Raw genomic sequence first — 21,950 nt, forward strand, 5'->3', positions numbered from 1 at the left:
CTGAGCACATCGCGAATCGCGTCAGGTGAACGGCGTGATCGAAATTCCGGACGCAGTGAGGAGCTTCCGGATTTCGGTAGCCATGTCGACAGCGGCAGGGCTGTCTCCGTGGACACAGACAGAGTCGGCATTGACGCTCAGAACGGTGCCGTCGATGGCGTCGACGGTGCCGTCGACAACAAGCCGGTGGACGCGTTCGGCAATGGCGACCGGGTCGTGAAGGACTGCGCCGGTCTGGTTTCGGGGAACCAGCGTTCCCTCGGGGGTATAGGCACGGTCGGCAAATGCCTCGGTGACAACACGCAGGCCGGCGGCTTCAGCTTCGGCCAGAAACACCGAACCCGGCAGACCGAGAACCGGGAGGGACGCGTCGTAACTGCGAACGGCAGAGGCAACTGCCCGTGCTTGCTCCCGGTGGTGAACTATCGCGTTGTAGAGCGCACCATGGGGTTTGACGTAGGTGACGCGGGAGCCGGCGACGCGGGCGAGCCCGTCGAGGGCTCCGATCTGATAAATGACGTCGGCGGCCAAGTCGGCCGGGGAGACGTCCATGAAGCGTCGACCGAATCCGGCGAGATCGCGGTAACCGACCTGCGCGCCGATCCGCACGTCGCCGGCTACGGCGGAGCGGCACGTCGCCAACAGCGTTGTCGGGTCGCCGGCATGAAAGCCGCACGCGACGTTCGCGCTGGTGACCACTTTCAGCATCGCGTCGTCGTCACCCAAAGTCCAGGCACCGAAACCTTCACCGAGGTCGCTGTTCAGGTCAACACGAAACGTCATAGCTCGAGTCTAGGAGTCAGGCGTGCGCGGGAATTCGTCCGGCATTCTTCCGACGCGCAGCCCCGGTCAGACGGCACACCAGGTAGATCACGAACGACACCGATGTGACGAAGCTGGACACGGGAACTCCGGGTGCCAGCGACAGCAGGATGCCGCCGACGGCTGCCAGTTCGGCGAAGAGAACCGAGAGGATCGTGGCCTTGAGGGGACTCGCAGTGACGTAGGCAGCGGCCGCAGCGGGGGTAATGAGCAAGGACATCACCAACAGTGCGCCGACGATCTGCACACCCAGAGCCGCTGTGATGCCGACCAGAACGGCGAAGGCGATGGACAGTGCACGCACCGGAACGCCGCGCGCTGCAGCAACTTCGGGATCGGTACTTGCGAACAGCAAAGGGCGGTAGATGAATCCGAGTGTGCCGATCACGATGACGGCGCACAGAAGGAGGAGTTCGAGACCGCTGTTACCCGGTGCCACGATCTGACCGACCAGCAACGAGAAACTGGTTCCGGTACGCCCGTCGTACGCCCAGAGGAACAGCACCGACAGTCCGAGCCCGAAGGCCATGATCACGCCGATCACCGAATCACGATCTCGCGCTTTGGCTCCCAATAATCCGAACAGCACTGCGGCGACCACCGAACCCACGATGGCTCCGGCTCCGACGCTCACCCCGACAAGCAGGGCGGCAGACGCGCCGGTCAGTGACAGTTCGCTGGTGCCGTGGACCGAGAACGACATCTGCCGACTCACGATCAGGGGGCCGATGATGCCGGCCAACAACCCGAGGATCGCACCGGCGATCAAAGCCTGCTGAACGAAGTCGTACTGCAGAAGGTCGATGGTCGCGGACACGTCGAACATCCGTGACATTGCGTCGGTGAACTTGTTACTCACTAGTGGTGATCCTCATCGCTGTGGTGAACGCCTTCGCCGGGACGGAGTCCGCCTGCGCTGCCGAGAGCGTCGATGGCGTCGCCGGTTCCGACGACAACCAGGCGGCCGCGAACCTGCAAGACCTCGACGTCGGTGTTGTACAGATCCGACAGGACCTCCGACGTCATCACCTCTGCCGGCGTGCCGATGCGGAACTTGCCGTCCACCAGATACAGCACCCGATCTACCAACGGCAGGATCGGATTGATCTCGTGGGTCACGAACAAGACAGCTGTGTCATGGGTGCGTCGACGCTTGTCGATCAAACTGGAAACGAGATGCTGATTCGCGAGGTCGAGGCTCAGGAGCGGTTCGTCGCACAGCAGGATCTTCGGATCGCCGACCAGTGCCTGCGCGATGCGCAGTCGCTGCTGCTCGCCGCCGGACATGGAACCGATGGGGGCGTCGGCATAGGACTGCGCGCTGACCTGTGCGATGGCGTCGTCGACAATCTTGCGTCGACGCGCCCGCCGCAGCAGACCGGTGCCCCACTGATGTCCGTCGACACCGAGACCGACAAGATCGCGCCCACGGAGGGGGAGTCCGTCGTCGATGGATTTCTGCTGGGGGATGTATCCGACGTGCGAGTTTCCGGCGCGGGCCGGGGTGCCGACGATTTCGGCAGTGCCGCCGCTGAGTTGGAGTTGTCCCAGCAGGATTTTCAGGAGCGAGGTCTTGCCGGATCCGTTGGGGCCGAGCACGGCGATGAATTCGCCAGGCTGAACGTCGAGATCGAGGCCGTCCCACAGGGTGCGGGCGCCGAAGGACAATCGGGCGCCCTTCAGGGACACTGCAGGTAAAGCGGAAGTTTCTGTCACAAGCCGATCAGTTCTTCTCGTAAGTAAGTGAGCAATAAAATTACTGGGCAGAGAGAGCGTTTGCGAGTGACTCCGCAGTCTGCGTCTGCCACTGAATGTAGTCCAGACCCTCGGGCAGAGTCTCCGTAACCTCGACGATGGGGATGCCCGCTTTCTCGGCGGTGGAGCGCATGTCCTGTGTCACTTTGTCCTGTGTCTGGACGTTGTAGACCAGCGCGCGGGCCTTCTTGTCCGTCAACAGTTCGCGGGTTGCGGCGATGGCAGCGGGCGACGGGTCGTTGCCGTCTTCGATGGCGCTGGTGAACTCTTCGGGAGTGACGTCTTCGAGTTCGGTAGCAACGAGCAGATAGTGCGCAATGGGTTCGGTCTGCGCGACACCGGTGCCGGCGTGGGCAGCAGCAATGGAATCGGTGATCGTGGTGATCCCGGCCAGCTTCTGGCTGTAGGCCTGCGCGTTTGCCTCGTACGTCGCCGCGTTCTCGGGGTCGAGCGCGCTCAGTTGATCGGCGACGGAGTGCGCCACGGCGTCGACGGTGGGGATGTCGAACCAGACGTGTTCGTTGACCGAGCCGTGGGTGTGGCCGTCATGAGATGCGCCGGTCGTTTCGTTGGCGTGGATGCCGCCGTCGAACAGGTTGTACGCGTTGACCGTCTTCTGATTTCCCTTGCCGGCGTCGAGAACGTCGGTGATGAACTGGTCGTAGCCACCGCCGTTGTAGACGACCAGGGATGCGTCGGTGATCTTCGCGGCCTGGGCGGGCGTCGTTTCGAAAGAGTGCGGATCCGCAGACGGCTCGTTGATGATGGAGGTGACGGTCAGTGTGTCGCCGGCGACGGCCTGCGCGACGTTGCCCCACACGTTTGTGGATGCGACGACGGTGATGCCTTCGTCTTTGGAGGAGCTGGATCCGCAAGCCGTGAGCGCGAATGCTGCGACGACCGAGACAGCGGCAATCGCGGTGGTGGTTCGGAATTTCGGCGACAATCGCACTGGGGTCTTCTCCTGAACAAAGGCGAGGCTAAACGCTATTGGAAACCGTTACCGTTACACATTAGCGCATAGTCGCTGGTAGTACATGTTCACTTCGGCCCAAACGCGCCGACCATGACGGCTACCGATAGCGTCCGTTTATGCCCCGGTCACGTCAGCCACGCCGTCAAGCCACTTTGGCGTCGCTCGCCGCCGAGCTCAATGTGTCGAGAACTACAGTCTCGAACGCGTATAACCGACCCGATCAGCTCTCTGCCGAGCTTCGGGATCGAGTGCTCCAAGCGGCCAAGCGACGCGGATATGCCGGACCCGATCCGGTGGCCCGCTCCCTCCGTACCCGAAAAGCCGGCGCCGTCGGGCTTCTGCTCACCGAAGCGCTCAGCTACAGCTTCCGTGACCCAGCAGCCATGAGCTTCCTGGCTGGTCTCTCCGAATCCTGTGAAGAGGCGGGGCAGGGGCTCCTCTTGATTCCCGCCGGCCCCGGCCGTCACGAAGCGGATGCCGCAGCGGTCGTGCAACAAGCCGGCGTCGACGGGTTTGTCGTCTACTCGGTCGCCGCCGACGACCCCTATCTTGCGGCCGTGCTCGAACGTCATATCCCGATCGTGGTCTGCGATCAGCCGCGTGAGATCCCCGGCGCATCGCTCGTCGGCATCGACGACCGTGCTGCCATGCGCAAGGTTTCCGACTACCTGATCAGCCTCGGGCACACCGAAATCGGTGTGCTCTGCATGCGACTGGGCCGCGACAGAATGGATGGTGTTGTCAGTCAGGAACGGCTGCAGTCACCTCGGTTCCACGTTCAGCGTGAACGGATCGAAGGCGTCCGTGATTCGATGGTCGCGGCAAACCTGGATCCACTCTCGCTCACGGTGATCGAACGGTACGTCCACACCAAGCAATCCGGGCACTCCGCAGCAGCAGAGGCGCTCGCGACAAATCCGAAGATCACGGCACTGATCTGCACTACCGACGTGCTTGCCCTCGGCGCCCTGGACTGGGCGCGCTGGCAGGGAATCGATGTACCGGGACAGTTGTCGATCACCGGTTTCGACGGCGTCGGCGAAGCATTGCGTGAATCGCTGACCACGGTGCGGCAGCCCCAAGAGGAAAAGGGCCGCCGCGCCGGTGCGCTCCTGATGTCGCCGTCCAACTCCGGAGTGCCGGTCGTGGAGATGCTCGAGACCGAACTCCTGGTCGGGCGAACGGCGGGTCAGGCCAAGAGCTGAGCGGGTTCGGCCAGGAGTTGAGCGCAGCGCAACAATCCGAGATGGCTGTAGGCCTGAGGATGGTTGCCGAGTGAGCGTTCTGCGACCGGGTCGTACTCTTCTGCCAACAGTCCGGTGGGCCCGGCTGCTGCAACCAGTTGGTCGAACAGTGCCTCGGCTTGCAGGCGTTGACCGATCAGGAGGTATGCCTCCACCAGCCAGGCCGCACAGAGGTGGAACCCGCCTTCGATGCCGGGCAAGCCGTCGTCATGGTGGTAGCGGTACACCGTTGAGCCGCTACGCAATTCGGCCTCGGTGGCAGTGACCGTAGCGGCAAATCGAGGGTCCGAGGGATCGATCAGTCCCGACAGCCCGATGTGCAGGGTAGCCGCGTCGAGATCGGTGCCGTCGTACGCGGCGGTGTAGGACTGTACGTCGTCCTTCCATCCCTTTTCGCGTACCTCGTCGGCGATCTGGTCGCGCAATTCTGCCCACTCGGGTAGCGCCTTGCGTCCGAAGCGGTCGGCCAGTTTCACGGCGCGGTCGACCGTCACCCAGCCCATCACCTTGGAATAGACGTGGTGGCGGGGGTTGTCGCGGATCTCCCAAATGCCGTGATCGGGTTCGAACCATCGGCGTTGTACGGCTTCGACCATGGCGCACACCAGTTCCCAGTCGCGATCGCTCAGGGAACTAGAAACGCGGGCAATGGAAACGCCCGCCTTTTCGCGTGCATCGGCAAGGTGTCCGATCAATTCGACGATCGGGCCGAACACGTCCAGCTGAACCTGCTGGTTGGCGGCGTTGCCCACTCGAACGGGTCGGGATCCGGCATAGCCGGGAAGCGAGTCGATAACAGCCTCAGGCGGCAGTGACGTGCCGTGCAAGGTGTACAGCGGGTGCAGACGCTCGGGACCGGGCAGGGTTTCGAGGACGCGGTGAACCCAGTCGAGGTAATTCTCGGCTTCGGCGGTGGAGCCCACGCTCACGAGAGCTGTTGCGGTGAGCGCGGCATCGCGCAGCCAGCAGTACCGGTAGTCCCAGTTGCGGACTCCGCCGATCTCTTCGGGCAACGACGTCGTTGCCGCGGCCATGATGGAACCGGAATCGGCGTGAACCAGCCCGCGCAGAGTCAGTGCGGAGCGTTTCATCAAGTCCGGCTTGAGCTTTGGAAGGTCGAGCGTTTTTGCCCAGTCCGACCAGTAGGACTCGGACGTTGCTCGACGGTCCATCTCGAGAACCTCGGACGGGCCGATGTCATCGGTGCCACAGCGCAATTCGAGAATCACATCACCCTTGGACGGTTCGACGATGGCATGGGCCGTCTGCTGATTTCCGTCGGTAGCGATATTCCACTGCACGCCGGGGGAGCGCAGCACGTACGGCTCGTTGGTTCCGGTGACGCGGATGCCCTCGTCCACAACCTCGAGGGTGACCTGGCCTTGGCCGAACTCTGGGCGCGGGGCGAACGAGACTATGGCGTCGGCTCGGCCGGAAATGATGCGGGTCAGATCGGTTCGGCCCGCCGGTACGTCGTGCGGGAGGTAGTCCGTGACGGACAAGCTCGCCCAGCGGGTCTGGACCGTCATCGTGCCGTCGAGGTACTTCTGGCTCAGGGGGAGCGCCGTCCGCCGCGGGCCGACGCTGAAGTGTCCCGCGCCGGTTCCACCGAGAAGATGGGCGAACACCGCTGCGGAATCGGGCTCGGGATGGCACAGCCAGGTGAGGGTGGCGTCGGGCGTGACCAGTGCGACCGTACGTGGGCTGGCGAGCATCGAGAGGCGCTCGATGGGCGGCGCGTCCGCACCCGAGAGCCAGGTACGACGCTCGTCGAGAAGGAATGCCAGCGCGGCAGCAACGTCCTCGGTGCTGTCGACTCGGTAGGCGGCGACGCTGTCTCCGCTCCCGACCTTGATGCCGATATCGGGTCCCTGGAGCCTGCTGAAGGCTTTTTCGTCGGTCACGTCGTCGCCGAAGAAGACGGCTGCAGTTGCGCCGTCCTGGTGGCGAATGAGGTCGAGGGCCTGGCCCTTGTCGGTGGGGATGACGGCCAGTTCGACGACGAACTTGCCTTCGGTGACCTGCACGCCGGGCCAGAGAGCTGATTCGGTGCGGACGGCGATCAATGCCTTTTCCGCGTCGTCGGCGCTGCTGTTTCTCACGTGCAACGCAACGCTGGCCGGCTTCTTCTCGACGCTCGCGCCGACGGTGTCGGCTGCAATGCGCGCCAACTCGATGACTATTTCGTCGAGCAACTTCTTGGCGTCAGCATCGATGGCGTGAACGAATCCGATGTCGAACTCGGAGCCGTGACTGCCCACCAACTGCACTTCGGCGGGTAGCCGTGACAGCGCAGCAAGGTCCTTGAGCGCCCGTCCGGAGATAACCGCCGCCGTTGTGGACGCAAGGCTGGCGAGCGCGCGAAGCGCTCGAACCGATTCTGCGCGGGGATACGCCTTTTCCGGGTCCGCGACAATGGGAGCCATGGTCCCGTCGTAATCGGAAGCCACCAGCAGCCGTGGTGTTCGGGCCACGGCCGCAAGGGCTCGACGGAGTTCGATGGGTAGATCCTGTGCGCTCACCTTTTCAAATCTAGGTGATCAAGCGCATCCTGGCGCGGTAGGAGTTTGGTCGCGCTACTGAAGGGCCGTTACTCAGGTCGACGGGATCCGTCGCCTAGCAGCAGTTCGACAGTGAGTTCCAAACGATTGGCGACATCGGTGGCCGAGGATCGACGGGTGAGCCACGCAACGAGATTGGACAACCACACGTCGGAGATGACGCGAGCGATAGCCAACTGCTCCTCGCTGGGGTCGTCTTCGGTCATTGCTCGTGCGAACAGGCGGTCCATCAATTGACCGACCTGGTCGACCTCGGCAGCCGCCGACGCGTCGGCGAACATGAATGCTCGCGTCATTGCTTCGGTCAGAAGCGGGTCGCGTTGCATGGCTCGGGTGATCAAACCCAAGATCAGTTGCATGCGCTCGAGTGGGCTCGTGCCGGGCGGAATCTTGCCCTTGGAGTCGATCTTCTCGAATTCGCGTGCCAGAGCGGACACCAGCAGGTGCACCTTCGACGGGAAATATCGGTAGAGCGTGCCGACGGCAACATCTGCTCGCTCAGCCACGGCGCGCATCTGAACGGCCTCGTAACCACCCTTGGACGCCAACGTCAGGGTTGCGTCGAGGATGCGCTTACGGCGTTCGCGTTGCGCGTTGGAGCTGAGATCGTCGTCTCCGAGCGTCGCGGCTGCGACGGTGTTGGAGCGGGATCGAGATGTTGCGGTCATCGACAATTTCCTTCGCGCCTTGACTCATGGCCAGGTCTCATATTAGAACACGTTCTATACAATTGTGTCACTAATTCGAGAGGCGGGAACCAGTTGTGACAATCGCCATGACCGATGAGCAGCGAGCAGTCCAGGAGTCGATCGAGGCCTGGGCACGGTCGACAACGCCGATGAACATGGTACGCGTCGGACCAGTAAATTCGTGGCGGGAGAACTGGTCGGCCTTTAGTGCTCTGGGCATTTTTTCCGTCGCCGTTCCGGAAGCTGTAGGTGGCGCCGGGGCTGAAATCGTTGATCTTTCAGCGATGCTCGAGCAGGCTGCAATTGAACTTGTGCCGGGCCCTGTTCTCACAACGGCCTTGGCTGCGTTGGTAGTGGGACGAAGCTCGTCGCCGGCAGCTAAACGCTGGTCCGAGGCACTTGCCGACGGTGAAATCCCCTGCGCTGTCGTACTGGATGGCAAGCCGGTAGCCGCCACACGAACCGATTCCGGAGGGCTTGAACTTCACGGAGACGGCGGATTCGCCTGGGGTGGGGATACCGGCGTATCGGTGTTGGTGTCCGCCGATGACGGCACCGAAATCGTGTGGGTTCTCGTGGACGGAGACTCGAACGGTGTGACATATGCCGCTACGGACACGATTGACAAGTCACGTCCGCTGGCAGGTGTGTCCTTCGATCATGTTGTGGTCGAAGCTGATCGGATCCTGGATGACGTTGCTCCGGGATCGGTGTCTGATCTCGCGGCCGTTCTCGCTTCGGCAGAGGCCGCCGGCATCGCTGCCTGGTGCCTGCGAACTGCGGTGGAATACGCCAAGATTCGTGAGCAGTTCGGAAAACCGATCGGTTCGTTCCAGGCGATCAAACACATCTGCGCCGAAATGCTGTGTCGCGTCGAGAATGCCGGGGCTGTTGCCTGGGACGCCGCCGTAGCAGCAGAGTCGGGCGACGAACTTCCGATCGCAGCGGCTGTAGCCGCGGCGGTCTCGCTGGATGCGGCTGTCGACACTGCCAAGGACTGCATCCAGGTGCTCGGCGGCATCGGCTTCACCTGGGAACACGAGGCGCACTTCTATCTTCGCCGTGCGCTCTCGCTGCGGCAGGTTCTGGGCGGATCGTCTCGCTGGCGGGCACGCGTTGCGGAACTGACTCTCGGTGGTTCGCGTCGTCACCTCCAGATCGACCTCAGCGAGCTGGAATCCGAACGGTCCGAAATTCGCAGTGAGGTAGCGCAACTCGTTGCTCTGCCCGAGTCGGAGCAACGTAGTGCTCTCGCGGAGTCGGGATATCTTGCACCGCACTGGCCGGCACCGTACGGGAAGGGCGCCAAGGCAGCGCAGCAGATTCTGATCGAGGAAGAGTTGGCGGCCGTCGGCATCGGCCGACCGGATCTGGTCATCGGGTGGTGGGCCGTTCCGACAATTCTCGAGCACGGAAGTGCCGAGCAGATCGAACGTTTCGCGGTTCCGACGCTGAAGGGCGACATCACGTGGTGCCAACTCTTCAGTGAGCCGGGAGCCGGATCCGACCTCGCCGCATTGCGTACGACGGCCGACAAGGTCGACGGCGGATGGAAGCTGAACGGGCAGAAGGTCTGGACTTCGCTTGCCCGTGAAGCGGATTGGGCCATCTGCTTGGCACGTACCGACCGCGATGCTCCGAAGCACAAGGGCATCACGTACTTCCTGCTCGACATGAAGACTCCCGGAATCAGGATCTCGCCACTGCGGGAAATCACCGGCGATGCGCTGTTCAACGAGGTGTTCCTCGACGACGTGTTCGTGCCGGACGACTGTGTCGTCGGACAGTTGGGTGGTGGCTGGAAGCTGGCCAGAACCACGCTGGCCAACGAACGGGTCGCGATGAGTGGAGGTTCCTCGCTCGGTGGTGCGATGGAAGAACTGCTCGAACTGGCGGGCGATCCCGATCCGGTCGTAGCCGACAAGTTGGGTGGTTTCATCGGTACCGCAATGGTCGGTTCATTGCTGGAACTGCGAACCACTCTGAGGCAGTTGGACGGCCAGGACCCGGGTCCGGCGTCGAGTGTTCGCAAACTGGTCGGCGTGCGGCAGCGTCAGAATGTTGCGGAGTTCGCGATGGAGTTGGGTGGGCCCGCAGGTTGGGTCGAGGGTCCGTTGTCGCGTGAATTCCTCAACACACGGTGCCTGTCCATCGCGGGCGGAACGACGCAGATTCTGTTGACGGTCGCCGCAGAACGAATTCTGGGACTTCCGCGCGACTAGAAGTCTGTAAAAATGTCCACGTTGGTGATACAACTAGAACACGTTCTACAAAAGAAGACGGGATTGCCAGCGTGGACTTCACCAGAGATGAAACCCAGGACGCGGTAGCCGAGGTGGCTACCGCGCTTCTGGCCCGCGAACTTCAGCCGGATGCCCTGTGGACAGCTTTCGCGGAAGCGGACCTGCTCACCTTGGCGCTGCCGGAACGACTCGGAGGTGAGGGCCTGTCCGTCACAGACGTGGGCGCTTTGCTCACCGAGGTCGGCCGGGCGGCCGCCCCGATTCCGGCATTGGCCACACTCGGCTTCGGCGTGCTGCCCATCGTCGCGCTCGGTAGCGATGCCCAGCAGGACGAACTCCTGGCCGGCGTCGCTGCGGGACGGGTCTTCACGGCCGCCCTGTCGCAGCCGGGAGCGCAGTTCCCCGAGCGTCCGACCGTCACCGCGCGGCAGTCGGGTGACTGGTACCGCGTCAGTGGGACACTGCTCGCCGTACCTTTCGCCCAGAGTGCCTACCGCGTGCTGGTACCGACCGACGCGGGAGTCGTCCTGATCGACCCCAATGCGGCGGGTGTGACGCTCACTCCGACACCGAGTTCCTCGGGTAGCCCCGAATTCGGGATAGTTCTCGACGACGCAGTCGCTGAACTACTCGGCGCCGGCGCAGAATCCGTGCAGACCCTGTACCGCATCGCGACTGCGAGTATCGGCAGCGTTGTCGACGGATTGGTTTCCGGAGCAGTAGATCTCACAGCTGCTCATGTCGGATCCCGCGAGCAGTTCGGTAAGCCGTTGGCAACATTCCAGGCCGTCGCGCAGCAGATCGCCGACGCCTACGTCACCTCCCGGACACTGCATGTTGCATCGCTGTCGGCATCATGGCGTGTATCGGAAGGTCTTGATGCACAGTCTGATCTGGATGTGATGGCCTACTGGATAGCGCAGGAAGTCCCCGCCACGATGCAGGTGCTTCATCACCTGCACGGCGGTCTGGGAGTCGATGCCACCTATCCGCTTCATCGTTACTACTCGACGGCAAAAGACTTGGCGCGCCTGCTCGGTGGCGCTTCGCAGCGACTCGACCTCGTGGGGGCCCGGTGTTCATCGATCTGACCGACAGTCAGCGTGCACTACAAGCTGAACTTCGACGCTATTTCTCCACCCTGATCTCGCCCGAAGAGGCAAAGATCATGCGGGTCGAGCGCCATGGCCCGACATACCGCGAAGTGATCCGACGCATGGGCAAGGATGGTTGGCTCGGTGTCGGTTGGCCCGTCGAGTACGGCGGACGCGGTTTCGGCGAGGTGGAGCAGCAGATCTTCGTCAACGAGGCTGTGCGAGCAGATGTCCCACTGCCCTCCGTCACGCTGCAGACCGTCGGCCCTACGCTGCAGAAGTACGGCAGTGAGGAGCAGAAGCAGAAGTTCCTCCCCGCAATCCTGGCCGGCGAAGTGCACTTTGCAATCGGCTACACGGAACCTGAGGCTGGAACCGATCTCGCTGCACTGCGGACGGGTGCCGTCCGTAGCGGCGACGAGTACATCGTCAACGGGCAGAAGATCTTCACCACCGGTGGCCACGATGCCGACTACGTCTGGCTGGCCGTGCGAACGGGATCGGCAGATTCACGTCACCGGGGTATTTCCATCCTGATCATGGACACCACGGATCCCGGGTACACCTGGACACCTATCATCACGTGTGACGGTGCGCATCACGTCAACGCGACGTACTACGAAGACGTTCGAGTGCCCGCGAACATGCTTGTGGGCGAGGAGAATCGGGGCTGGAGCCTGATTACCACGCAGCTCAACCACGAGCGCGTCATGCTCGGGCCGGCCGGCCGCGTCGGTGGCATCTACGATCATGTCTTCGACTGGGCTCGTCGCGAAAACCTGCTCGAGCACTCGGATGTTCGTCGCACTCTGGGAGAGATCCACGCGACGTACCGGCTCAACGAACTTCTCAATTGGCAGGTGGCGTCGAGTGATTCGGATTCGGTGGACATCGCCGACGCGTCCGCGACCAAAGTTTTTGCCACCGAGCGCATTCAGCGAGTAGGTCGCCTGGCGGAGGAAGTTGTCGGTCGATACGGCAACCCTCTGGATCCGGAAACAGCTGATCTCATGGAGTGGTTGGACATGCAGGTCAAACGTAATCTGGTGATCACCTTCGGCGGCGGAGTCAACGAAGTGATGCGCGAACTGATCGCCACGGCCGGACTGAAGCTACCTCGAGTTCCGAGATAGGAATTTCTCATGCCAGATCCCATTCTTACTGCTGATCCCGTTTCTACTGCGGCAGAGAAAGTTCGCGCCGACGGCCCCAGTGCACCTCGCACCGGCCGTGACCCCGTGAACATGCCGATGATCCTGAACTGGGTCGAAGCCATCGGCGACGAAAACCCGATCTATGTCGACGAATCAGCCGCTCGCGCTGCGGGACACGGCGGACTGGTTGCGCCGCCGGCCATGGCCCAGGTGTGGACGATGCGAGGCTTGGGTGCACGACGGGAAAGTGACGATCCGTTGGGCCGCATGACGGACATCCTCGACGAGGCCGGATTCACCTCGGTAGTCGCGACCAATTGCGACCAGACCTACCATCGTTATCTGAAGCCCGGCGAAGAGGTCACCATCTCTTCGGTGCTCGAAGATGTTGTGGGGCCGAAGAAGACGGGTCTCGGTGAAGGCTGGTTTTTCACTACCCGAAGCTCTTGGCATGTCGGCGACGAGTTGGTGTCCGAGATGATGTTCCGGATTCTGAAGTTCGCGCCGCCGGTCAGTGAAGGGTCTACTGCAGAACAGGAATCTTCGGGGGTTCCCGAAGATCTTGATGCTTCTCGAATGCTGCGCCCCACACCATCTCTCGACACACAGTTCTTCTGGGACGGTGTTGTCGCGCATGAGCTTCGTATCCAGCTGCGCCCCGACGCTTCTGGGCATATCGGCTCGGTACAGCACCCGCCGGTACCCGCAATCTGGAAGGATAAAGCGGAACAGACCGACTACGTGGTCGCGTCCGGGCGGGGCAAGGTCTTTAGTTTTGTCGTCCACCACGCACCCAAGGTTCCGGGTCGATCGTTGCCCTTCGTTATTGCCTTGGTCGAATTGCCTGAGGGTGTGAGGATGCTCGGCGAACTACGCGGCGTGGATCCGGCGGACGTTTCGATCGGAATGGACGTCGAGGCAATCTATTTGGACTTCCCCGGTGACGACGAGACCGGCGGTACTCCGTGGACTCTGTATGCCTGGCAGCCGGTCTCGCAGCTGTCGGCCACTGGATTGGAAGGGGAACGATGACGCTGTCAACGGACATCGCTGTGGGAGAGCAGCTTCCAGAACTCTCGATTCACGGTAGCCCCACCTTTATCGTGTCAACGGCCTTGGCGACTCGCGACTTCCAAGATGTTCACCATGACCGCGACCTCGCGCAGCAGCGTGGCTCCAAGGACATCTTCGTTAACATCCTGACCGACACGGGATTGGTCCAGCGTTTTGTCACCGACTGGGCGGGCCCGCGAGCCGTGATCACCTCGATCAAACTGCGACTCGGGGCGCCCTGGTACGCGTACGACACACTGACCCTGCGCGGCACGGTTACCTCCTACGAAGATGGACTCGTCGCAGTTGCTGTGGTCGGTAAGAACAGTTTGGGTGATCACGTCACCGCACAGGTCACTCTGACTTTCACCACTTCAGGAGATGTCGAATGAGCGCACTGTCCGGGAAAGCTGCAATCGTCGGTATCGGGGCAACGGATTTCTCGAAAGAGTCGGGGCGCAGTGAACTTCGGTTGGCTGCCGAGGCTGTCCAGGCGGCACTGGACGACGCCGGGTTGAAGCCCTCCGACGTCGACGGACTCACCTCCTTCACCATGGATACCAACACCGAAGTGGCAGTTGCGCGTTCGGTGGGTATCCCGAATCTCAAGTTCTTCAGCCGAATCCACTACGGCGGTGGAGCAGCCGCGGCCACCATCCAGCAGGCAGCCATGGCAGTGGCGACCGGTGTCGCGGACGTCGTAGTGGCCTACCGTGCGTTCAACGAACGATCCGGCGCACGGTTCGGTCAGGTGAATTCAGGTCTTGTGGCACAGGTCAATTCATCGGGAACGGACAACGCATTCTCCTATCCGCACGGCCTGGGCACCCCCGCGTCATTTGTCGCGATGGTCGCGCAGCGCTACATGCACGTCTACGGCGCATCCAGCGAGGACTTCGGCAGGGTTGCCGTTGCCGACCGTAAGCATGCGGCCACAAACCCCAAGGCATTCTTCTACGGTAAGCCGATCACTCTGGAAGATCACCAGAATTCACGCTTTATCGCCGAGCCACTGCATCTATTGGATTGCTGCCAGGAATCCGACGGCGGAATCGCAATTGTTGTCACCTCGGCCGAGCGAGCCAAGGATCTGAAGAACACCCCTGCCATCATCGCCGCCGCAGCCCAAGGCAGTGGGGCAGATCAATACATCATGACCAGTTACTACCGCGACGGACTGACCGGACTCCCGGAAATGGGCCTGGTCGGAGATCAGCTCTGGTCGCAGAGTGGCCTCCGACCCTCGGACATGCAGACGGCTGTTCTCTACGATCACTTCACACCCTTTGTGCTGATGCAGCTCGAAGAACTCGGCTTCTGTGGCCGGGGTGAAGCCAAGGACTTCATTGCCGGTGGCGCAATCGAACTCGGCGGAAAACTCCCGATCAATACTCACGGTGGGCAACTTGGTGAGGCTTACATTCACGGCATGAACGGTATCGCCGAGGGTGTCCGTCAGATCCGTGGAACTTCCGTCAATCAAGTTGACGCTGTCGAAAACGTATTGGTCACAGCGGGCACGGGTGTTCCGACCTCAGGGCTGGTTCTCACTCGATAGTTTTGCGGAGCGCGAATGACGACGTGCAGGCTCTGTGCCGGAGGTATTTCCGGTACAGAGCCTGACGCGTATGTTGTTGTGCTGCAGCTGGTTAGATACCGCTGGGTTTAGCCCCGCTGGGTCTAGCACCGCTGGGTCGAGCGACGCGGTTTCTGCTCGGGGTCGATTGCCGGCGGTGGTATGAACCACGGTTTGTGGTCTCTGCCCATCTTGATTTCCCACTTTCCGGTGAATCCGGCTTTGCGGTGCATCAAGGTGTGGTGTGAACGGCAAAGCAGGACAAGGTTGTCCATCACTGTCGGGCCGTTCTGGGACCACGGTGTGATGTGGTGTGCGTCCGTCCAGGCGGGGACGCAGTCGCAGCCGGGGAAGGCGCAGCCTTTGTCTCGGGCGATCAGTGCGGTCCGTTGCGCGGCTGAGACGAGCCTTTTCAGTGGGCTGACGTCGAGGGGTGCACCGTTTTCGTCGAGCAGGATGGTGGAGAGCAAGCAGTCACATGCCAGCATGCGGGTGCGGGTGATGCTCAGTGGTCCCATCCAGGGCATGTGCCCGACATCGAGACCGTCGAGACTGTCGAGACTGTCGAGGTTGTCGAGGTCGTCGAAATCGAGAGCCGGATCATCGTCGGTGTTGTTGGACGTATTTTTGCGCGTGCTGGCGCATGTGCGGTGCTCGGCAAGGTCTTTCGCGTTGACGTGCACGTTCACGTGTGGGCGCTGGCCTCCGTCGACGCCGGTGGCAGCGTTGTCGAGGTAGCGGCGGATGAGTTCGGTGAAGGCGTCGGCGGTGCGTTTGGCGGCGGACCGCGCATCTGGGGTGCCGTCTGCGGCTGGTGTGGGCATCGACAATCCCGAAAGGGCCGACAACAACATTTCGCCGGTCAGGGAGTCGAAATCGCCTTTGATTGCGACTCTCCCGTTCAGTGTCGGGGAGATGCGTAGTTGGTTGCGGTCGTCGTCTTCGCCGGGTGGGGTGTCGTCGGATTCGAAGATCCGCTCCAACACTGCGATGGCGTAGCGGAGTTTGGCGGTGGTGGCTTCGATGCCGGAGGCTGCGGCGAGGAGAGTGTTGATGCAGTGTGGTAATGCTTTCTCCGGCATGCCTTTCGGTGGTGTTTCGCAGAAGGTGACGATGAGGGCGGTGTGGTCGAAGGTGAGGTTGCCGGCGTCGAATTGGGCGGAGATGGTCGGGAAGGTGCGTAGTGCGAGTCCGAGGGCGGCGATTCTGTTGCCGGTGGGGATTTGCAGCATGGTGTTGGCTGCGAGCCAGCGTCCGGCGCCGCGGTAGCACAGCACTTGCTCGTCGGGATTGAGTGCTAGGGCGTCGACGGCAACCACTCGAATGGCTTCGAGGCGAAGGATTTCCGCGGAGGCGGTGATGGCGATTTCGCGTAGGTCTGCGGGGCGTAGTTGCCAGGTCCGGCTGCGTAGGTCGGCTGCGGATCCGGCGAGCATGCCTGCGGCTGCGTCGTCGGTCCTGCCGTTGATGCTGTCGACACTCATTGAACACCCCCATCGGATCCCCCGATCCTCGCCCTGAATTATACTCGAATGCGCGTTCGAGTCAAGGGTAATGTGAACTGCGTAAGCATGATTCAACCTTTCGGGAGGCTCGATGAACACCGGTAGAGCGACAAACGGGACAGGTAGCGGTGACGTGACGCTATCCTGCTGAAATTCTCGGGTCGAATTCGAGAAGGCCTCGCTGGCTGACCCGGCGAGCGTGCAACTCGCGGCCGATATCGATTCCGTAGGACCGCGAATTTGTGGGGATCTGTCAATTTCGGGATGTTGGCGGCGCGCTACTGGAAAAGCTCCGAAGTGTGTCGAAGCCCGCTTGCGAGCGTGAAGATTGCTCTTGGGGCAAACATGACAGGCCCTTTACCGTAGGAATGATCTCCCCGGTGTCACGGCAGGATCTCCTCGATCTCCTCGATCCACTGTTTCCTGTCGGAGCCTTCTGCAAGGATTGATTCCGAGAGTGACAGCAGACCCTGATCAAACAACCTTTGGACTAGGAGCACGTCATGGCATCTCGACTCAACCCGTACATCAGCTTCAACGGCGACGCCCGTGAAGCGATGGAGTTCTACAAGAGCATTTTCGGCGGCACGCTGGCGCTGAGCACGTTCGGTGAGTTCGGCAACGACGGCGACGGCGCAGACAAGATCATGCACGGAATGCTGGAAACCGATGACGGCTACACGTTGATGGGTGCTGATACTCCGCCGGGCATGCCCTACACCCCGGGCGACAACATCACAGTCAGCCTCAGCGGTGATGACGCGGATGTCCTACGCCGGTACTGGGAAAAGTTGTCCGGCAGCGGAAGTGTTTCGGTTCCGCTTGAAAAGCAGATGTGGGGCGATGAATTCGGAGCTTGCACCGACAAGTTCGGGATCTCGTGGATGGTCAACATCGGCGCACCGCAGAGCTGAGGTTCGACCTAAGGGCGAGGGTGACGGTGTGCACGGCCGAGTGATGCCAGAAGGTACCGTCGCCCGAGCGGTGTGAGACGGTTCGGAAGGCTGGCAAGGGCGTCCTGCGGGATCGCCCGCCTTGGCTGGCCTTGCCACCTCTACTGCTGGACATCGCTGAGGGTCCATCGCTGACACTTTCGAAAATTCCCGCTGTCCGGGATCGAAGGCTTTGTCGGTGTGAGTTCGGAGTACGCATGTAGCAAGCAAAAACGTATGACGAACTAGGAGACGGCATGAACAGCCTCGAAGGCAGTTTCGAAGGAAAGGTTGCACTGATCACCGGTGCAGCCCGCGGTCAGGGCCGTGCACACGCAATCGCATTCGCCGAGCGCGGCGCCGATATCGTGATCTGCGATCGCTGTGAGAACAGCGACGCCGTCTCCTACCCGCTCGCAACCGAAGAGGATCTCGCCGAAACTGTTCGTCTGGTCGAGGCAACCGGGCGTCGTTGCATCGCGGTCAAGGCGGACACCGCCGACCGTGAGGCGATGGATGCACTCGTGGCTCGCGCCGAGGCAGAGTTCGGCAGCGTCGACATCGCCGTCGCCAATGCCGGTGTTTCCGTACCCGCGCCGATTACGTCCATGACGTCGGCGCAGTGGAACGAGGTCATCTCTTCCAACCTGACCGGTGTGTTCAACACGGTCGCCGCAGTTTCGGGTGGAATGGCGAAGCGCGGTTTCGGTCGCATCATCACCATCTCCTCGATGATGGGTCGATCCGGTGGTACGCAGATGGCCGCATACGGTGCTTCCAAGTGGGGCGTCATCGGGCTGACGAAGAGCGTTTCGCTCGAACTTGCCGGTTCGGGTGTCACGGTCAATGCAATTGCACCGGGCAACATTTCGACGCCGATGATCCACAACGACATGATGTACTCGATGATGCGGCCGGATCTCGAAACGCCGACCATGGACGATGTCGAACCAGTCTTCGCGACGCTACATGCACAGCCCGTCGGCTGGCTCGATCCGTTCGAGATCACCCGCGTCGTATTGTTCCTGGCTGCGGACGCCAGCGCGCATATGAGTGGCATCGTGGTCCCGGTTGATGCTGGAGTTGCTGCTCGTTCGAACGCCTGAGTCACGCTTGACCAAGGATTCGTCCCGCCGTCAAACGCGGGCAGGGTTGGTTGTCGGGGTACTGAGTCTGAGCGGCGTGGTGGTCGCGCTGCAACAGACCTTGGTTGTTCCGCTTCTCCCTGAGTTCGCGACGGCATCGGGTGTGTCGAACACGACCGCTTCGTGGTTGGTGACATCGACACTGCTCACCGGTGCTGTCGCAACTCCGCTCATCGGCCGGCTTGCCGACATGTACGGCAAGCGGGCGATGATGCTGGCTTGTCTGGCTGTGATGATCGTCGGTTGCCTGATTGCGGCGACCAGTCAGAGTTTTCTTCTTCTTGTGCTCGGCAGATCGATGCAGGGATTTGCCACCGCATTGTTGCCGGTGGGAATCAGCATCATGCGGGACGTTCTTCCGCCCGAAAAGCTCAGTGGTGCAGTCGCTCTCATGAGCGCAACCTTGGGTATCGGAGGAATGGTAGGCATGCCTCTGGCCGGTGTGCTCTCTGCGCACTGGGGTCTGTCCTCGCTCTTTTGGGTGACAGGCGCTGTGGGTCTGGTGGTGCTGATTGCCTTGCCGTTTGTCTTGCCGGAATCTGCGGTGAAAACCCGAGGTAGGTTCGATTTCCTCGGGGCAATAATTCTCACGGTGGCGATGACGGCATTGCTCCTCGCCATCTCGAAGGGCACGGAATGGGGTTGGGGAAGCCCCGTAACTTTGGGCCTGATTGTTGTCGGTGTGGGATTGCTGGGTTCGTGGATTCCGTGGGAGTTGCGCACGCCGGCACCTCTCGTTGACTTACGAACGTCGGTGCGCGCCCCGATTCTGGTGTCGAATATCTGTGCCGTTCTCCTCGGTTTTGCGATGTTCATCAGCGCATTGGCGGCCACTCAGGAACTGCAGTTGCCGGTGGAATCCGGATATGGGCTCGGGCTTTCCGCCTCGGCCGCAGGTCTGGCGATGACGCCGGGCGGACTTTTGATGATCGGGTTGGCTGCCGTTTCGCCCAAGATCACTCGTCGGTGGGGTGCCAAGACAACGTTGGCTGCCGGTGCCATCGTCATCGCGTTCGGTTATCTGTTGCGCGTAGTTCTCACCCCGACACTGCTGAGCATCTCTCTCGGAGCGGCCGTGGTGTCTGCAGGCGTTTCATTTGCTCTCGCAGCGATGCCGACGTTGATCACCGAATCGGCGCCGCTGGATCAGACAGCATCTGCGAACAGTGTGAACAGTCTTCTCCGTTCGGTGGGAACATCGACCGGAAGTGCTGTCGCCGCTGCCATATTGGCTAGTTCGACGGTCATGATCGGGGCCGCCGCGGTGCCCGCATTGCATTCGTTCGAAGTTTTGTATTCGATCGGTATGGGTGTTTCCGTGGCTGCAGCCATCGTGACATTGTCGGTTCGAGTTGACAGCCCGGCGCCGGCTCACAGGATCGCGACGCCTTCCGAATCGGCAAAGCCGGCAGAGGTCACCGAACTCGGGTGAGTCTCCGATGCAAAGAGACTCACCCGGTCCGCAGCGGATTACCTTCTGCTGGAATCGACCAGATACTCGAGATTCTGGTTGTACGGACTGGCCGTTACTGCTGTGTGGGAGGCGACGCGGGAAACTTCCGCAGCTCCGCGTACGACGGTCGCGGTGATCGATCCGACCTTCAATGGGGCGAGGCAGCTGCTCATTCCTGCCGGTGCGTTGCATGTAGTTGTCGTTGATCCGACCTTGACATTTACTACTGCCGGAGCAGTGAGGTAGGTCAGGACTTCCACCGTGTCACGAGCGGGAGACGACCACTGCCGCAGTGTCATCGGGGCACTCGAGACATTGATCGGGACCGCGGAGATCAACTGATTTCGATAGCTGAGATATGCAGTGTCACGCACGATTTCCGGTGCAGCGCCGGTGCGAAACGAGTACAGACCGTAAGCACTCATATCGAGTAGTGCGAGTCCGTGCCCGGCGCTGGGTGCAAACGAAGTTCCTTCGCTGTAGTCATTCCAGGTGGTGAGTTGAACCCATTCACTGTTCGAAGCAATCGCAATCTGCCAGGTATTTTGAAGATTTTGGGAGTTTTGCGATTCATCGTAAATGGACTGGATGGGCCGTGAATCTTGGAAAGAGACCGGTTGCATCCATATCTTCCCCAAAGCGTGCGCCGCGTCAGCTAATGCCATCGGAGAGTCTGGATTGGATGCAGATACTGGGTTTCCTGCTGGATTTCGGTTTCCCCAGTTCGACATCCCGTAGCTGATAGATGCAAAAGCATTCCTGTTGGCGGCGGCATCTAGAAAAACGGGGACAAATGCTACGTTGATTCGATACGAGGTCTTCATCTCCGAAATAAACTGCGACCACCAACTTGCAGTTTTATTCTCGGCAAGAAATGGTGAGACGACCAGGCGTCCGTCGCCCAATTTGAACGTTGATGGCATCGATGCGTACACCTTCATTTCTGCCGCAAGTTGAGCTGGTGTCATGGTCTTGAATATGCCGTTCATATCGGGCATGAGCATGATCTTGAAATTCGGGTCCACAGTCGCTGCAGCATTGATCAACGCGGTGGGAACAGCTGAACCCCACCAACTCGTATCCGAGACAGAAGACATGATATCCACGGAAAAGCCATCGATGCCAGCGGAAATGGCCTGGCGGACTTCGTTCTCGAGATCGCGTTGCCGCCACTGAGCGTCGAGGAGCGATGGCCGTGGAGTCGGACGATCCCTGAGGAAACCGCCGTATCCGACGTGATTGTTGTTCTCGCCGTTTGCCGCAAGATATTGCGTTGTGTAGTAATCGCTGGAGGGGTTCGCGTTGTCGATGGAGATCGGATAAGGGGGGAAATAATGAGCGAAGACGAGCTTTCCGTTCAAAGTAGACTTGGGCGGAATGTTGAACGGCAGTGATGCGGAATTTGAATTCGGCGGCGCTGTGCTCGACGTTGTAGTTGTCGGTGCAGTAGTGGGCGACGCAGTGCTGGTTGGTGCAGGAACCGTGGTATGTGGATTCCCGTTATTTCCGCCAAACGATCCTGATGGGTACGCCTGCACTGGCGAGGTCAAGGTGACCATAGCAACTAAAAGGCAGAGTAATCCGGTTAAGTGAAACACGGTATTTCGGATCCATTGCACGTGAAGATTCATCTCGCAGGTAACCTTTCTCTGGACCCCCGAAAGCATGATTGATCCCCGAATGTGCCGATTGAAATGGACGTGTTCGATTCAGGTGCTGCCTGAAGAAGGTGTCAATTTCGATATGAG

18 protein-coding genes are annotated in these 21,950 nt (G+C 61.1%); 10 read left to right on the forward strand and 8 right to left on the reverse strand.

Features of this window, described 5'->3' with window-relative positions; translation table 11 throughout:
- Positions 1-21 precede the first annotated feature (21 nt).
- Genes BDB13_RS07270 through BDB13_RS07285 form a run of 4 tightly spaced genes read right to left on the reverse strand, consistent with a single transcriptional unit; the run spans position 22 to position 3,529 of the window.
- The gene (locus BDB13_RS07270; RefSeq protein ID WP_094271046.1) at positions 22-783 is read right to left on the reverse strand and encodes a LamB/YcsF family protein; all 762 of its coding nucleotides are present in this window, start codon (positions 781-783) and stop codon (positions 22-24) included.
- Between the two features lie 16 nt (positions 784-799).
- A complete protein-coding gene (locus BDB13_RS07275; RefSeq protein WP_094271047.1) occupies positions 800-1,681 on the reverse strand; it encodes a metal ABC transporter permease in 882 nt (293 codons plus the stop codon).
- Positions 1,681-2,538 carry a metal ABC transporter ATP-binding protein gene (locus BDB13_RS07280; RefSeq protein ID WP_094271048.1) on the reverse strand — a complete coding sequence of 286 codons (858 nt, stop codon included), beginning with the start codon at positions 2,536-2,538 and terminating at the stop codon, positions 1,681-1,683. The genes BDB13_RS07275 and BDB13_RS07280 overlap by 1 nt, the downstream gene beginning before the upstream one ends.
- A gap of 40 nt (positions 2,539-2,578) precedes the next feature.
- Complete coding sequence (locus BDB13_RS07285) at positions 2,579-3,529, reverse strand: metal ABC transporter solute-binding protein, Zn/Mn family (RefSeq protein WP_094271049.1); 951 nt, start codon at positions 3,527-3,529, stop codon at positions 2,579-2,581.
- 140 nt (positions 3,530-3,669) lie between these two features.
- Here BDB13_RS07285 and BDB13_RS07290 point away from each other — a divergent pair, with 140 nt between their 5' ends.
- Entirely contained in the window at positions 3,670-4,758 is a 1,089-nt protein-coding gene (locus BDB13_RS07290; protein ID WP_094271050.1) for a LacI family DNA-binding transcriptional regulator, read from the forward strand.
- Here BDB13_RS07290 and otsB read toward each other — a convergent pair.
- Together otsB and kstR are read right to left on the reverse strand one after the other, a co-directional pair.
- A complete protein-coding gene (gene otsB, locus BDB13_RS07295; RefSeq protein WP_094271051.1) occupies positions 4,743-7,319 on the reverse strand; it encodes a trehalose-phosphatase in 2,577 nt (858 codons plus the stop codon). The two genes, BDB13_RS07290 and otsB, sit on opposite strands and share 16 nt — an antisense overlap.
- Positions 7,320-7,387: 68 nt before the next feature.
- Positions 7,388-8,026 carry a cholesterol catabolism transcriptional regulator KstR gene (gene kstR, locus BDB13_RS07300; RefSeq protein WP_094271052.1) on the reverse strand — a complete coding sequence of 213 codons (639 nt, stop codon included), beginning with the start codon at positions 8,024-8,026 and terminating at the stop codon, positions 7,388-7,390.
- A 95-nt stretch (positions 8,027-8,121) separates the two neighbouring features.
- Between kstR and BDB13_RS07305 the strand changes: the two genes are divergently transcribed.
- From BDB13_RS07305 to BDB13_RS07330, 6 genes are all read left to right on the forward strand, one after another.
- On the forward strand, positions 8,122-10,269 hold the full coding sequence (locus tag BDB13_RS07305) for an acyl-CoA dehydrogenase (RefSeq protein ID WP_094271053.1): 2,148 nt from the start codon (positions 8,122-8,124) through the stop codon (positions 10,267-10,269).
- Positions 10,270-10,340: 71 nt separating this feature from the next.
- On the forward strand, positions 10,341-11,381 hold the full coding sequence (locus BDB13_RS07310) for an acyl-CoA dehydrogenase family protein (RefSeq protein ID WP_094271054.1): 1,041 nt from the start codon (positions 10,341-10,343) through the stop codon (positions 11,379-11,381).
- Positions 11,366-12,517 (forward strand): acyl-CoA dehydrogenase family protein, encoded by a 1,152-nt coding sequence (locus BDB13_RS07315; protein ID WP_094271055.1) that lies wholly within the window; start codon positions 11,366-11,368, stop codon positions 12,515-12,517. The genes BDB13_RS07310 and BDB13_RS07315 overlap by 16 nt, the downstream gene beginning before the upstream one ends.
- Positions 12,518-12,526: 9 nt before the next feature.
- On the forward strand, positions 12,527-13,570 hold the full coding sequence (locus BDB13_RS07320) for a bifunctional MaoC family dehydratase N-terminal/OB-fold nucleic acid binding domain-containing protein (protein WP_094271056.1): 1,044 nt from the start codon (positions 12,527-12,529) through the stop codon (positions 13,568-13,570).
- Positions 13,567-13,983: a MaoC family dehydratase gene (locus BDB13_RS07325; RefSeq protein ID WP_094271057.1), complete on the forward strand. Its 417-nt coding sequence runs from the start codon at positions 13,567-13,569 to the stop codon at positions 13,981-13,983. The genes BDB13_RS07320 and BDB13_RS07325 overlap by 4 nt, the downstream gene beginning before the upstream one ends.
- Positions 13,980-15,149 (forward strand): lipid-transfer protein, encoded by a 1,170-nt coding sequence (locus BDB13_RS07330; protein WP_094271058.1) that lies wholly within the window; start codon positions 13,980-13,982, stop codon positions 15,147-15,149. The genes BDB13_RS07325 and BDB13_RS07330 overlap by 4 nt, the downstream gene beginning before the upstream one ends.
- Before the next feature lie 122 nt (positions 15,150-15,271).
- Here the strand turns inward: BDB13_RS07330 and BDB13_RS07335 are convergent, their stop codons facing one another.
- On the reverse strand, positions 15,272-16,603 hold the full coding sequence (locus BDB13_RS07335) for a DUF222 domain-containing protein (protein WP_441347228.1): 1,332 nt from the start codon (positions 16,601-16,603) through the stop codon (positions 15,272-15,274).
- Positions 16,604-17,175: 572 nt separating this feature from the next.
- On the opposite strand from BDB13_RS07335, the gene BDB13_RS07340 reads away from it, so the two are divergent.
- From BDB13_RS07340 to BDB13_RS07350, 3 genes are all read left to right on the forward strand, one after another.
- Positions 17,176-17,586, forward strand: a complete 411-nt coding sequence (locus BDB13_RS07340; RefSeq protein ID WP_094271060.1) for a VOC family protein — start codon at positions 17,176-17,178, stop codon at positions 17,584-17,586.
- 275 nt (positions 17,587-17,861) lie between these two features.
- Complete coding sequence (locus BDB13_RS07345; protein WP_094271061.1) at positions 17,862-18,710, forward strand: mycofactocin-coupled SDR family oxidoreductase; 849 nt, start codon at positions 17,862-17,864, stop codon at positions 18,708-18,710.
- 7 nt (positions 18,711-18,717) lie between these two features.
- Positions 18,718-20,181 carry an MFS transporter gene (locus tag BDB13_RS07350; RefSeq protein WP_254922741.1) on the forward strand — a complete coding sequence of 488 codons (1,464 nt, stop codon included), beginning with the start codon at positions 18,718-18,720 and terminating at the stop codon, positions 20,179-20,181.
- Between the two features lie 38 nt (positions 20,182-20,219).
- Here the strand turns inward: BDB13_RS07350 and BDB13_RS07355 are convergent, their stop codons facing one another.
- Positions 20,220-21,761 carry a glycoside hydrolase family 71 protein gene (locus tag BDB13_RS07355; protein ID WP_094271063.1) on the reverse strand — a complete coding sequence of 514 codons (1,542 nt, stop codon included), beginning with the start codon at positions 21,759-21,761 and terminating at the stop codon, positions 20,220-20,222.
- Positions 21,762-21,950: the final 189 nt, after the last annotated feature.

Source organism: Rhodococcus sp. OK302, assembly GCF_002245895.1.
GTDB lineage: Bacteria > Actinomycetota > Actinomycetes > Mycobacteriales > Mycobacteriaceae > Rhodococcus_F.